Source organism: Proteus vulgaris, from assembly GCF_016647575.1.
GTDB classification, from domain to species: Bacteria; Pseudomonadota; Gammaproteobacteria; order Enterobacterales; family Enterobacteriaceae; genus Proteus; species Proteus mirabilis_B.
Window position 1 is genome coordinate 1871874 of record NZ_CP032663.1, and the last position, 14026, is coordinate 1885899.

Below are 14026 nucleotides of genomic sequence, written 5' to 3' on the forward strand. Positions count from 1 at the left end.
AGTCAAGTTTAAAAATTGGCTTTGTGATAAATCAGGCTAAAAACCAGATGCTTTTCCTATATGAAAGATTTTTATCTTTAATAGTAACCTGTATTTTTGTTTTTAACTGATAGAACAAGAGGGAGTTATTTCGTTGTTTTCTATTAAAAACAAGGAAGGTAAAAATCAAGCTTAGTATCACGGTAAAACAAATAAACTCAGTAAGAACATAGTGATAATAACAATGATGCTACTAATTACAGCAATCGCCAGTGTGGGGGATAAAAGAAAGCAGAAGTAACATAAGATAAAGGTCACAAGGATATGAATTAAATCGCTAAATGACTTATATAAAATCACGATGGTTTTTTTTAATTGAGAGAGAAATGATTTGTTCATGTCACACCAAAATAAATGCAGATTATCTTATTGCGACTCGTTGCTAGACTGAGTCAAAAAAATATAAACACAGTCTAGCAGAATAAGAAAAGAACGGTTATTTTTTACCAACTTGGTGACCAATAACGCCACCTAAGACACCGCCACCAATGGTGCCTAATGCGCTACCATCAGTTAAAATAGCGCCACCGATAGCACCTGCACCAGCTCCAATTGCTGTATTACGGTCGCGTTTTGTCATGCTAGAACAGCCCGCAAGTGAAAAAAGCAGAACAGAAGCGACACACATTGTTCCAATCTTTTTTAACGTGATATTCATTTTTATAAACTCCGATATAAAGGACAATATAAAAATAAACCTATCGTATTTATACTAGGATCGGAATATTCGGGAACAACGGGGAGAAAACTCTTAAAATGAGTGAATACTCATAACATATATTTTAAATGCATTTAATCAAAATAAATTTTATTATCTATATTATTATTTGATGCTCAGAAGAAAAGCATCAATGTATTATGTCATTTATATGAGTTAACGTAACAATATGATATTGATAAATAAATTAAAAACACTCTCTTCACAATTTGCATCGGGCTATTTTGGTGTTGTATTAGGGATGATTGGTACGGGGATGGCATGGCGCTATGCAGCAAAAGAGCACAACTATCCGTCTTATATTGGTGAAATATTTATTGGTGTAGGTTGCTTGGTTTGGTTAACACTTACACTATTTTTACTGAGCAAATGGCTATTTCATCGACAAGCCATTCTTGATGAAATTAAACATCCGGTTGCCAGTGGATTTACTAGTTTATTTCCCGCAACGACCGTCTTAGTCTCGATAGGGTTAAGCCCATATTTACCGTTATTTTCTCTGATACTGTTTAGCATTGGAGCAATTTCTCAGCTTGGGTATTCCAGTTGGTTGATTGGTTATCAATGGAAGGGTGAATATCCTAAAATGGCAACGACACCGGTCTTATATTTACCCACAGTTGCGAACAATTTTATTTGTACCATGGCATGTGGTGCATTGGGTTTTAATGATCTGGGGGTTTTATTTTTTGGCGCTGGCGTATTTTCTTGGTTAAGTCTAGAACCCGCTATTTTAAAAAGGATACGTAGTGAGGGATTAATGGATGAGAAATCACGGCTATCATTTGGTATTCAATTAGCACCCGCTTTAGTTGCTTGTAGTGCTTATTTGGCAATCAATGACAATCACATCGATTTCTTCGCTAAAATGTTATTAGGTTATGGGCTTTTACAACTTCTATTTATGGTGAGATTAATTCCTTGGTTTGTTAAACAGCCGTTTTCATTACCTTTTTGGAGTTTCTCTTTTGGTGTATCTGCGTTAGCAAAAGCCTCATTAAATATGAGTATGACATCTAATAGTCATTTTATGCAGTTACTCTCAACAGCACTATTTATCTTCGCTAATTTAATTATCTTATTACTGATTTGGCATTCATTATTATGGGTTTTTAAAGGACTAAAACAATTATGTTGTCCATCTAAAGCACTTTAATGAACATAGAAACAAAAGAGCCTAAGCAAAACTATTTAGGCTCTTTTTATTTTAAGGCGAAATATAATTCAATAAAATATCAAAATACCGTAATAGATAAGAACTAAATTCTAATTGGCTTTCTGCTTAAAATAGCCACCGTATTACCAATAAACATGGCTGAGTAATATAAAGGAACATAAATCAAACCGAGTGCAATCATCATAACACCAATAGATAACATCAATGCCACCGTGGGATCTGGTGATGTTAGTTCTAAAAATCCCTTATCTAATCCGGTTAAAAATCCCTTTTCTTGTAATTTTGCATATAACCATGATCCACCAACAAGAACCGCACCAAACCAAAAACTTAGCCAACATAACGCCGAAGTAAAAGACATCATATTATTTTTCATTATTTGTTTTCCTTGTCAAATAAAGCACACAATGAGTTATGATCTTTTTATAAAGATAAGCTTTTAAATTATAGCGATAAATTGAAATAGATAAATACACATATAGGTAAATGGCTACATTAATATTTAAAGAATGCGATATTATTAATTATCTATTTATTTTTAAATTTCTTATTACATATATCCACACATAAAGAAATATCGTTAATAACAATCACTTTTGAAGATAATTCAGGATGGTTATTAAAAAAAGCATCTAAACGTTTATCATATTGCTTTGAAAAGCGAAGAAGTTCCCACGTATTTACTAACGTTTCTTTAGGTAATTGACGTTTAATTCTATTTATAAATAGGCGTTTTATTAAGTAATTAACACGTTTCCAATAAGGAATGTCTATTCTAAAAATAACCGTGCAGTCATTAAGAAAGGGTAATAAACGTTTGTCATAAGCACCTTCAACGATCCATTTATCTGTTTCTTTAATAGCATTAACTTGAGATGTTATAAAATCCTCACTATTTTTATAGAATTCATCCCCAGTCATATCCCAATAAATGGCATCAAACGGATATACAGGTAAAGACAACGTGGTTGCAAGTTGCTTAGATAATGTCGTTTTTCCTGCTCCAGAAGGGCCCATAATACAAATCTTCATTTCTTTTTCAATAAGTTGCTTTAAGATAAGAATAGTATAAAAGGAAATAGAGCTAATAACGATGAAAAGAAAGTTAATTAAAAGAAATAAACGTTGGCTGATGGAAAAATATCACCTTTCACAACAACTATTTGCACCACTGTCGGTTATTTTAAAAGAGAATGAATTAGAGTCACAAGCAAATCGATATTACCGCTTATGGCGACGAGGCTTAATCAAAGAAGATTGGAGTCACGCTATTTTTGATACCGGTGTTGCAACGGTGCCTCAACGGCGACTTGATGGACGCATTGTTTATCACGAGAGAGTTTTTAACAAAGAACTAGTGCCATTAGAATACCAAGATCAATGGAAAGCATTTTGAAATTTAAAAAGCCAGCAGAGTCAGAATAAAGCTATTTTATTATTAATGGCTTAAAAAATAAAAGGGTGGAAAAATAGGTTTTAGTTAAATATGGATAAAATAAAACAGCAAGACCACCAGCAACAGCAACAGCAAGCTTTTGTTGATGACATACAAAAGGGCATTGCTTTAAAGCGAGATTTACTAGTATTAAGGGAATTACTTTTATCCTATAAATACAATGGGATGACTCAAGATGTAATGCGAGATTGTTTAAATCAATTACGAACCATTGAAGATGAAGACACTATTTTAGACTTACTCGATTTTGTCGAAGGTTTTTGTTCCTTACATTGGAAAATCTATTCCTGAAAACTGAAAAAAATTACTGGTAGATTTTCAAAAAATTCCAGCTTCTATCCTCGAAAGTGCATTAAATATTCTTAATTTTGATAAGGCTGAGTAATTTTTTATTCTCGAACTTTATCGGAAGCCGCATTGAGAGCTTGCGTGAAACGTGCGATTTCATCTTCGCTAAATTGGCTAATAAAGTAGTCTTTAATAACGCCTTGATAGATGATCCACATCTCTTTTCTTAATGCTTTACCTTTTTCTGTGATGGTTGCGAATGCTGCACGGCGATCATCATCAGAGCGAGTGCGTATCACGAGTTGTTCTTTTTCCAATCTGTCAATCATTCGCGTTAAATTATAACGCTCAATAACGACAACATCTGCAAGCTCATGCATACGTCGAGTTCCATCGACACCGCTTTCTAAACCCCAAAGAATGTCATACCACGCATAAATCGGTAGTTTTGCTTCAGCCAATTTTGTTTCAATTTTTCTAATAATTAGCTTGTGAGCTTTCACAAAAGAAAACCAGAGATCAGGTTGTTTGCCGTTCATGTTATTGTTTTTCCAATTAAGGGAAGTAAAAGAAAATAGTCGCTAGTCTATTTCTTATTATAATAAATGATAAAACATAATATGCAATTTATGGTTATATATTAGAGGGTTAAATTTTCTGATTAATAGAAAAGATAAAAAAACCGCCAGCAAAAACATAGCTGACGGATATTTTTGAAGGGTTTAGAATGCTTGACGGAAAATCTCAATGATCTCTTTTTCATTACCTTTACGAGGATTAGAGAATGCATTACCGTCTTTAAGTGCCATTTCCGCCATATATGGGAAATCAGACTCTTTCACACCTAATTCACCTAAATGTTGTGGAATACCAATATCCGCAGATAGGCGAGCGATAGCTGCAATAGCGCGTTCTGCTGCATCCATTACTGATAATCCAGTGATGTTTTCACCCATAAATTCAGCAATATCTGCAAATTTTTCTGGATTAGCAATCAGGTTATAACGCAGTACATGTGGTAATAGCACCGCATTAGCTACGCCATGAGGCATATCATATAAACCACCTAATTGGTGAGCCATTGCATGAACGTAACCAAGGTTAGCGTTATTAAATGCCATTCCCGCTAAAAGTGAAGCATAAGCCATGTTTTCACGGGCTTTTAGATTTGTCCCCAAGGCTACAGCTTGACGCAAGTTACGAGAAATTAAGCGAATTGCTTGAATAGCTGAAGCATCAGTGACGGGGTTAGCATCTTTAGAAATATAAGCTTCAACTGCATGAGTTAACGCATCCATACCGGTTGCAGCAGTCAGTCCTGCTGGTTTACCAAGCATTAACAGTGGGTCGTTAATAGAAACAGAAGGGAGATTACGCCAGCTTACAATAACAAATTTAACTTTAGTTTTGGTATTGGTCAGAACACAGTGGCGAGTGACTTCACTTGCTGTACCCGCAGTTGTATTCACTGCAATAATTGGTGGAAGTGGATTTGTTAGTGTTTCAATACCTGCATAATTATAAAGATCGCCTTCATGAGTCGCTGCGATACCGATACCTTTACCGCAATCATGTGGGCTACCGCCACCTACTGTAATTATCATGTCGCATTGTTCCTTGCGGAACATTGCAAGACCCTCAAGCACATTCGTGTCTTTTGGGTTAGGTTCAGTGCCGTCAAATACGACAACATCAATACCCGCTTCTTTTAGATAACCAATAGTTTTATCTACGGCGCCATCTTTTATCGCTCGTAGACCTTTATCCGTTACCAGCAGGGCTTTTTTACCACCCAATAATTTGCAACGTTCGCCAACAACAGAGATAGCACCTGGACCAAAAAAGTTAACATTCGGTACCAAGTAATCAAACATACGATAGCTCATGATAAACCTTCCAATATCAGATTATTATTCAGATAAATTAAAGTATTAGTGCATTCTCACCCCATTGGCTATTAAGTCAAGGTAGTAACCAATCAATAAGGTGAATCGATTCATTTAACTTTGGTTCATTTGATATAAGTCAACAGGGTATGCTTTCTTTAAAGGGCGTGAGATTGAGCCAATCTTTATCAGAGATCTTCGATGTATTAGCAGAAAAAGGAATATAGAACGCAATATTAGGAATATTAAGCTACAACAAAGTGACTTAAGGTAGCAGGTAAAAGAAGGGGGGAACGATAAAATAAAACACCCGCAAGCAGGTGTTTTATCATGTAATGTTAGGTAGTTACGATTTATTCGTCGAAGTACCAATACCCCTGATTGATAAATTCTGTTAATTCTGCAACAAAGGCTGAGTCCATCAATGCTTCACCGAGTTCATCTGCTCCAACTTCCGTAAATTGGCACAGTGCATTTGCTCCCTTCGTTTCTTTGGTAGCCCAAGCCTCTGTATTCACAAAGAAATTATCTTCAATGCGTAGGACTCGAAGTCCGCTCAATCGGATAAGTCTTTCACCATCATTCAGTGCGTTTAATACTTCTTCCGGCTGATACGGCGGTTCTGCGGGAGCGATATCCAGCTCATGGCGTGGCGTAGTGGCAAAACGACCTAACCATTGTTCAAAATCACCGGGCTTGTTGATCATCTCAATCATCATGGCACGCAGGCATTCAACTTCATGAGCTTCCATTCTTCCTGCATTGTCGCGTACAGTCAGAGTAGGATCGCCATAATTTATCCCGCCCAGATCTTGCTCCAGTGCGTAGTCTGCAAAACTACTCAGCAAATCACGGCCATTAGGTCCGCGAAAGCCGACGGAATAGTTCATGGTATCTTCGAAGGTGAAGCCATCATGTGGGAATCCCGGTGGAATATACAGAATATCTCCCGGCGCCATTTCCACATCAATAATTGGCTCAAACGGATCAACATGCAGTAATGCTGGATGCGGACAGAACTGACGCATTGGCAGGGCATCACCTACACGCCAGCGACGACGTCCCATTCCTTGAATGATAAAAACATCATAGTTATCAATATGTGGTCCGACACCGCCTCCGGGTACTGAATAGGAGATCATCAAATCATCAAGACGCCATTCAGGCAAGACACGGAACGGTTTCACTAACTCAGCTGACGGCATATGCCAATGGTTGACAGCCTGTACCAGTAGTGACCATCCTTCTTCGCCTAATCCGCTATAGTCTTCAAACGGACCATGACTCGCCTGCCATTTGTTGTCAGTTAAGCTAACAAGACGGCTGTCGATTTCTGGCTCCATCGCCAAACCAGCCAGTTCATCTGGTGTGATAGGATCGACAAAATTAGGAAATGCATTTTTCAATACAACAGGTTTTTTTTGCCAGTATTTTTCTAAAAATTCAGGCCAGTTAAGATTCAGTTTGTTAACCATGTGACCACATCTGTGTAAATAAATAAGTGGGTAATTATAGAAGTAATGCACTGCAATATTTTTGTTTGGCGTCAAATGCCAGTCAATAACATGGATAGGAATAATATCTACGATGGGAGTTTGATATGGAAAATGACAATATAAAGGGAGATTGGGTAGGGGATTTTACTTCTCTCGCAGAGATTTTAGTGCTTATCTATCTTCAATACTTAGAGAAAAGGCTTATAAAAACAAGATGACATAACCAATTGATTTAAAGTATTAAAATAAGGCTCGTTATTTTTAATTCTGTGATTTTCTTCTTTTTCTTATTTATTATAAAGTTAATAGAGTCTAGTTTATTTCTTATTAACTTTTGCCATATTTAATCGATATTTCTACGGAGCGCTAGTCATATTATGTCTTTATACTTAGAAGAAAAAATAGAACTCATTGAAAGTTACATTAAAGATCCATCCAATAATAACTTCTATGACACATTTTCGGATCGCTACGACATTATTATGGTCGTTGATTGGAGAGAGATGGATGAAGACATCATTAGCTATTGTGAGAAAATAATAAATACAAAAAGCTTATCTGTAAAATTAGATGATTGTGATAATAAGCGAGGATTTACTTTAACAATTTATTATAAAGATAAGTCGCTGATTGTACCTTATCAAGGCGATGGTGCTGATCGTGATACCACATTATTAGCGTTAAATGAGATTTTACAGCCTGATTATGAGATCCGTTTTTGTGTTGAATCCAATGGTAGCGATACACTTGTTTTTATGCCATTACCCAAATTACTTTGGCAACAACTAGAAGATAAATATCCAGATCAAGTGGCTAAACTATTTGAAAAATTCACATCAAGCTCTGAGTTCTTTGGTTGTTGATATTAAAGTAAAGAAATAGAATGAATAAAAGAGTTCTAAGCGATTGCGGTAGAATGGGGTTGGGGTTTACCGCAATCGGGAAGGTTCGTCTTTAGACATAGAGTGCATTGTGCGAATCAATTATGACCTTTTGTATTTATCTGTTCTTCACCTGAAAAACGATAAGGTTGTAGTCTACCATCAGGTAAGGACGGCAGAGAAAAATTCAAATACAATCTTTCAGGAAACTCAGAGTATTCTATTTTCTTTTTATTTATTTCAGCAAAAGAAAAACCATATTTAATAATATTATTTAGCACATTAATATCAGGATATGTTTCATCAGGCACAATCCTAAATTTAAATATCCTTGGGTTTCCCCCTGAATTAATCAATTCACAAAGAAGATATATGTTTAAATATCCATTACCGTTATCAAGAATAGTAGTGGAAGATTGCTTCACTATATATTTCGCCATAGGGATATTTCCTATATCATTAATTTACTGGGTTTATTATTACTTTAACTTTAGGGTTGTTTTTCTCTAAATCGTTAATCAATCCTTTGGGGTTTGAAATTTTTGCATCGGGATCATATATAAAGCAAACAAGTAACTCACAATCAGGATGCTCGTTATAACGTGCTATATCGACGATCAACTGTTCACCAATCTCTTTGGTTTTTAATGATTTTCTTGTTTTTTTTACTTCTATAATAATTTTTTGTTCTTTTAGAAGAAAATCAACTCGGGATGATGAGCTTGCATAACTAGGTGAGTATTCTTCAGGGCGAATATCATCAAAATCAATTCGTAGTAATGAGTGTAATAAATCTTGAACATCATATTCATCTTCTATGTCTAAAGTGTTTCTATCATTATGTCTATTTTGTAATTGCCTTGCGACACTATGAAATTTATAACAAATATTTTCAATAATACGTATTGGATCTTCTTTTTTTATAAGTGGTTTATTTTCTAATCCAAATGTATCAATTTCTGAAATTAAGGATGATATAAGAGAATTAGCTTTATCTAATCCTCTGAGATATGCATTATGAATATCATGGTCAGTAGTTCGTGATGAAAAAACCATTAATGAATAAACGATAGATGAAAACTCACCTGCATGATTATCGCCAAATATTTTTTTTATAATGATTCTAGTATCACGTTTCCATTCGTCAAATTCAGGTGCTTTTCGACTTTTTTGTTTTAATTGAGGGATTAGTTCTTGCTGTTTTTTTAATAGTTCTATTGATTTGTTCTCATCCATCATTGTGTCCTTGAATGTTTTTGAGAAATAGTAAAGGGCGGATGATAAAACCCCCATGCTGTACTACGGGGGTAGTCTTAGGGGAATATCAAGATTTCTGCATAAATGACTAAAAAAGAGCTATATTAATTAGTCATTCATATCAAAAACCTTTCCTAAAATTAATATAACATATTCTTATGTATTGGATAGTGTTAGGTATCGTATTTCCAATTTCTGAGCAACGGATACCAGACAAGAAGAAAAGGTGGTTCGGAGGTAATTTATGGCAACGCTAAATATAAAAGCAACGTTTCAGTGTGATATTGAAACATTGTGGCGAGTGATTACATCGACAAAAAATTATCAATGGCGAAGTGATTTACGCAGTATTGAAGTGATTTACGCAGTATTGAAGTGATAAACGATCATAAATTTATTGAACACACCAAAGATGGTTATTCGACCATCTTTACGGTAACAGCTAAAGTGCCATATCAACGATGGGAGTTTGATATGGAAAATGAAAACATCAAAGGTCATTGGATGGGTGTTTTTACTTCTGATAATGGAATTACTGAAATCGACTTTACGGAAGTCGTGATATCCAAAAAGATATTCTTAAGACCTTTAGTGAAGTGGTATCTGAAGAAAAGACAGAAAACCTATATTCAAGACCTAGCAAAAGCATTGGCGAATAAGCCTTAAATTAGGAATGAATCAACATAATCAACCAGACCAAAACAGAGATTTCAGTGCCTATCCGTATTTAGATACTAAGGTTCGCATAATGTATATTATGTTAAACTGGACGTAATAAGGAATAACTTCATGAAAGATAAAATATCAGCTAGATAGCACTGTTAGCCCCTATGCCTCTATTGACTCAAGTACGTGTTAAGAATTTAATAACTTCACTTCTAGCTAATCTGAGAATTTTAATGGGATACTCGATACAGCATTTACGCATAGATAAGAAACATATACTGACCTTAATCGATGAGCAAACAACTCTTCCATCCTTGTTTGTTGCAATATACTCAATAAGAAAGCTTTCACTTCTACGCTCCGTATTCAAGAAAAGGAATAGTTCACGCTGAATCTAAGTTCTTTCAATATCTAAATCAACGTTATATGAATCAGAGCGTTCAACAAATTGACCGATATGAACTCTCTGTAAGTCACGCGATTGGAATGAACGCTGCATAAAATCAATAGTTCGGAATTTTAGCAAAGTACAGCCAAGTGGTATGAAGCACAATCCCACTTACCGAAGTTTAACGAAAGAACAACTATTATGCCTAGATGAAATACTGCTACCCTCTTCTCCTTTTATATCTGAATCAGTACCAAAGGAAAACGTTAGTGTATATAAAAATAAATTGAATCCATTTGTTTCATTATTCTTACAATTTAGAACATATATAATTCATCAGCTTATGTTTAACTACGGATTGAGAATAGGCGAAGTTTTGCTTTTAACTGTGGAGTCGCTCGATGCATCAAAACCAAATCATGTAGGTGAGATTCGTTACATTCTATCTGTAAATAATTTATCTAGTCATATTAAAGACCCTCGAAAAGAGCCAATAACAATAAAAAATAGATTTTCCCTGCGTGAAATTCTTTTAGATGAGTTAGATGGTCCAACAATTTCGACTCTGGCTCCATTGTCGGACAATTTGTATGTTAGTAGAAAGAGGACTAGGATAAATAATGAATATTATCACTATTGATGAGAAAAGACTTTTTTAAAAAGGGTCATCATAGTTTCGGTCGAGAACTGATATTTTTCTCCATATCCAATTAAAAGTTCTTTTCTCAAGTAATGCATGAATAAATATGGACTCCCAATTATTTTGGCTTTGATGTCGCTTATCAAATGATCGTAGGTGGGAAAATAGAATATTCTTCAGTTCTTGCGGACTATTGATTCGATCTGCAAGAGTATATACAACCGAACTTGGTGCGCGCTTCATTTCATAAAACCGCTCTCTGATAGTAGTAATCAATAACTCAGAATCAACAATTTTTTCATAATGAAAAGCTAAGCTTTTGGCATTCGATATTTTTTTCGGTGGGTTGAATTTAAGATATATTTCAATTGCGCCGTCATGATTTCTTATTTTAGCTGTAATAATTCGTTTAGAAAGTTTTTTTTCATATCTAGGATGTAATAATATTTCATCAATATTACCTCCTACAGTAAATTTTCCTTTTTTTTGATTACATTTGCAAATAGGGATTAAATTAGCACTTAATATAGAATATTCAGGAAAAAATTCTTGAGGAAGAAAATGATCTATTTGGGTACTTAAATTGGCACCACACATTGAACAACATTTTCCTGTGTTTTTATTTCGTAATTTTTTTATGAAAGATAATTTCTCTCCTTTGCTCTTATATAAATTTTTTATGCTTTCTCTTGCATCATCTAGTCCAAACATGCCATTAATACTTAGCGCTGAACCTTTGCATGAATAGTATTCATTATATCTATCAATGAAAGTGTTCAGATTACTTTCAATTAGTCTTGAACCGGAATAATTTGCGGCCGCAATTTCTTTGATTTTATCTATATCATTTTCAAGAGGTTGATTGAAATACTTCATTTCATCATACCTCTGATAAGTGAAAGCATTTCAATTGAAAAAGAATCTCTATATAAGTCCTCAATTTCTTCAAAAGATTCATGTTCGCTAATTACCTTTTGGGCTATTTCATTAACAAGTTTAGAGCGACTATTTTCTCCAAATATAAATGATGATAATGAACCTAAGTTTGCACCTAATGTAGCCATTCCTGTTATTTTTTGAACAACATTATTTTTTTCATTTCTCTCTAAAATAATCACTTGGTCTTGAGGGACTTCTCGTACAATATAAACAGAGTGTGTTGATATTATTGAATATGAGCCTGTGACTGTCAGTATTTTATGTAAAGCAGATATTATTAGAGATATGAAATTAGGATGTAAATGAGTTTCAGGTTCATCTATCAGTAAGAGACTCCCATTCTCGATATGCATCGTCATATTGGTGATTATTTTTAGAAAGCTAATCTCACCACTACTTAATTTAAACTCATTACCTTGAATAAGTCGGATTGGCTCAAGATCTTCTTGAATAGTCCCCCAATCTAGGAGTCTGTCATTTTCTTTTTCAACATTCAAGAATTTAAGAGAAAAATATTTTTTGGATGAGCTTCCTTTTAGATAAATTTCATCATGATTAGTTAACTCACTCAAAGATTCAGAGAAAATTTTCCATCGTGACCTGCCCGCAATCGTTTCCTCGCTTCGAATAATATCTAAAATAGTTTCAGTTGTAGTTTTTTTACTTCGCGTTTGATATGATCTTGTTGTAGGGAATGTTCTGTAGTCAGTTGCTGGATTTTTCCAACGCTCAGATGGGAATGAGCGCAACTCATGTCTAGGTGCGAATAATAAAATACGGTTTACTTCTATTCTATTCCCATAAGATTTAGAGCCACTCAGAGCCATTTTTGCAATATTACTTAACGTTCTACTTTTCCCGTTACCATTACTGCCAATGATAGTTATTATATTCCGAGGGTGTTTTTTTTTATAAGAAAAATTAAAGTCAAGATTTATCCTGTTTGACTCTCCATCGTCAATATCAACCGAGAATTCTAGTTCATTATTTTTTATTTCTTGAGATTCTATCTCACCACTTATAAAAGTTGAATTTTTGAAGGCATAATAACTCTCGGAAGTTCTTATTAAAGATGTTTGAAATATTTTACTTTTAATAAATAGTTGGAATTTTTTTTTATATTTTTTCTTATTCCGTATAGTGCTCAGATCATTAATTTTAGTCAGTATAATATCTGATTTTTCTTTTCCAATAGTTCGATGTAAATATCTGTAAGTATCTAAGGACTGGCATTGCGAAAAATAAAGAATATCATCATTTGGATATATTAAAGCATGATTATTATTTGTTTTTTTTAAATACTCTATTAGAGTAAGTTCTTGATTGTTTTCTTTTACGTCGAGAATCGCTAGTTTTGTATGGAACTCAACCTTAGCATCTTCAAATTGTGCATATATTAAAACTGAGGTAACTTTTCCAAAGTCATTAAATTTATCCCCGCTCGGCGATATTAATATGTAATTGGTTTTTTTGAGATTAAATGAAGTATAATCAAAGCAATTAATTGATTCACAGAATATTAACTCTACTGCATCCATTATTTATACCTTTTTGTTTTATAGGTCAGGCAAAGAACTGAAAAATCTCATTCAACAGGGTTGCTGTTAGCCCCTTTATTGAGATAAAAAATTTCATTCTAATGCCTAAGTTCTTTATAGATAAATTGAATTGGCGCTCGCTTCACACGATTCGACTTTCCTAGATCTCATTCTAATAGATAGAACTATTTTGCCGGGCAAAACGATTCAGACAAGGCGAACCAACCTTGACAACGCTACCGCCCTCAGATTGATTGGTTCTGATTAGGTTTTTTGCGTGCATCTAAAATTTAAATGTTACAGAAACTTATAAATTACTCAAGTAGACAATCAGATGGCCCTTAAATATTCATGTGCTTGGTTATGCTATTAAGCCAGAAAATAGTGAAGCCAAGTGAGCCATCAGGAAATACTCATAATAGGCACATTTCCTGTTAGTTCCTGAAGTCCTCTTAGAGTGATTTCAACTTTTTGTTAAAAATATATTTTATAGCATAGAGATATGTACCCTGTGGTTTATGAACTTAAAACGCGAACTTTTGCAAGTCATTATTAAATAATAAAAATCTTGACCAATAAAAAAAGCTAGTTCATATTCTAAACAACTTTCTTGGAATTAATTACATCGAATTGGGTTGCAAATTAGGCAAAGTTTTT

Annotated in this window: 16 protein-coding genes; 6 read left to right on the forward strand and 10 right to left on the reverse strand. The window is 34.3% G+C overall.

The window, feature by feature from the left end; all coding sequences use genetic code 11:
* Positions 1–475 precede the first annotated feature (475 nt).
* Entirely contained in the window at positions 476–697 is a 222-nt protein-coding gene (osmB, locus tag D7029_RS08760) for an osmotically-inducible lipoprotein OsmB (protein WP_088495657.1), read from the reverse strand.
* Between the two features lie 229 nt (positions 698–926).
* Between osmB and tehA the strand changes: the two genes are divergently transcribed.
* Positions 927–1913: a dicarboxylate transporter/tellurite-resistance protein TehA gene (gene tehA / locus D7029_RS08765; RefSeq protein ID WP_194952425.1), complete on the forward strand. Its 987-nt coding sequence runs from the start codon at positions 927–929 to the stop codon at positions 1911–1913.
* A gap of 103 nt (positions 1914–2016) precedes the next feature.
* On the opposite strand, the gene D7029_RS08770 is transcribed toward tehA, so the two are convergent.
* Both D7029_RS08770 and D7029_RS08775 read right to left on the reverse strand, forming a co-directional pair.
* A complete protein-coding gene (locus D7029_RS08770) occupies positions 2017–2310 on the reverse strand; it encodes a hypothetical protein (protein WP_194952426.1) in 294 nt (97 codons plus the stop codon).
* A 152-nt stretch (positions 2311–2462) separates the two neighbouring features.
* Positions 2463–2951 carry an AAA family ATPase gene (locus D7029_RS08775; protein WP_228766755.1) on the reverse strand — a complete coding sequence of 163 codons (489 nt, stop codon included), beginning with the start codon at positions 2949–2951 and terminating at the stop codon, positions 2463–2465.
* A 76-nt stretch (positions 2952–3027) separates the two neighbouring features.
* On the opposite strand from D7029_RS08775, the gene D7029_RS08780 reads away from it, so the two are divergent.
* Both D7029_RS08780 and D7029_RS08785 read left to right on the forward strand, forming a co-directional pair.
* A complete protein-coding gene (locus D7029_RS08780) occupies positions 3028–3330 on the forward strand; it encodes a hypothetical protein (protein WP_194952428.1) in 303 nt (100 codons plus the stop codon).
* A gap of 90 nt (positions 3331–3420) precedes the next feature.
* Complete coding sequence (locus D7029_RS08785; RefSeq protein ID WP_194952429.1) at positions 3421–3681, forward strand: hypothetical protein; 261 nt, start codon at positions 3421–3423, stop codon at positions 3679–3681.
* A gap of 98 nt (positions 3682–3779) precedes the next feature.
* Here the strand turns inward: D7029_RS08785 and D7029_RS08790 are convergent, their stop codons facing one another.
* The 3 genes from D7029_RS08790 to D7029_RS08800 form a co-directional block, all read right to left on the reverse strand.
* Positions 3780–4217, reverse strand: coding sequence for a MarR family winged helix-turn-helix transcriptional regulator (locus tag D7029_RS08790; protein WP_194952430.1), 438 nt, complete (start codon positions 4215–4217; stop codon positions 3780–3782).
* Between the two features lie 183 nt (positions 4218–4400).
* Positions 4401–5564: a 1,3-propanediol dehydrogenase gene (gene dhaT, locus D7029_RS08795; RefSeq protein ID WP_098942933.1), complete on the reverse strand. Its 1164-nt coding sequence runs from the start codon at positions 5562–5564 to the stop codon at positions 4401–4403.
* A 353-nt stretch (positions 5565–5917) separates the two neighbouring features.
* Entirely contained in the window at positions 5918–7039 is a 1122-nt protein-coding gene (locus D7029_RS08800; protein WP_194952431.1) for a cupin domain-containing protein, read from the reverse strand.
* Between the two features lie 398 nt (positions 7040–7437).
* Between D7029_RS08800 and D7029_RS08805 the strand changes: the two genes are divergently transcribed.
* Positions 7438–7923, forward strand: a complete 486-nt coding sequence (locus D7029_RS08805) for a hypothetical protein (protein WP_194952432.1) — start codon at positions 7438–7440, stop codon at positions 7921–7923.
* 116 nt (positions 7924–8039) lie between these two features.
* On the opposite strand, the gene D7029_RS08810 is transcribed toward D7029_RS08805, so the two are convergent.
* The gene (locus tag D7029_RS08810; RefSeq protein WP_194952433.1) at positions 8040–8381 is read right to left on the reverse strand and encodes a hypothetical protein; all 342 of its coding nucleotides are present in this window, start codon (positions 8379–8381) and stop codon (positions 8040–8042) included.
* Positions 8382–8400: 19 nt separating this feature from the next.
* Positions 8401–9180, reverse strand: coding sequence for a hypothetical protein (locus D7029_RS08815; RefSeq protein WP_228766756.1), 780 nt, complete (start codon positions 9178–9180; stop codon positions 8401–8403).
* A gap of 262 nt (positions 9181–9442) precedes the next feature.
* On the opposite strand from D7029_RS08815, the gene D7029_RS18980 reads away from it, so the two are divergent.
* A complete protein-coding gene (locus D7029_RS18980) occupies positions 9443–9577 on the forward strand; it encodes a hypothetical protein (protein WP_267463847.1) in 135 nt (44 codons plus the stop codon).
* Positions 9574–9864: a hypothetical protein gene (locus tag D7029_RS08820; protein ID WP_201161575.1), complete on the forward strand. Its 291-nt coding sequence runs from the start codon at positions 9574–9576 to the stop codon at positions 9862–9864. Before D7029_RS18980 ends, D7029_RS08820 begins: the two co-directional genes overlap by 4 nt.
* Before the next feature lie 1043 nt (positions 9865–10907).
* Here D7029_RS08820 and D7029_RS08825 read toward each other — a convergent pair.
* A complete protein-coding gene (locus D7029_RS08825) occupies positions 10908–11768 on the reverse strand; it encodes a hypothetical protein (RefSeq protein WP_194952434.1) in 861 nt (286 codons plus the stop codon).
* Complete coding sequence (locus D7029_RS08830) at positions 11765–13369, reverse strand: AAA family ATPase (RefSeq protein WP_194952435.1); 1605 nt, start codon at positions 13367–13369, stop codon at positions 11765–11767. The genes D7029_RS08825 and D7029_RS08830 overlap by 4 nt, the downstream gene beginning before the upstream one ends.
* Between the last annotated feature and the right edge of the window lie 657 nt (positions 13370–14026).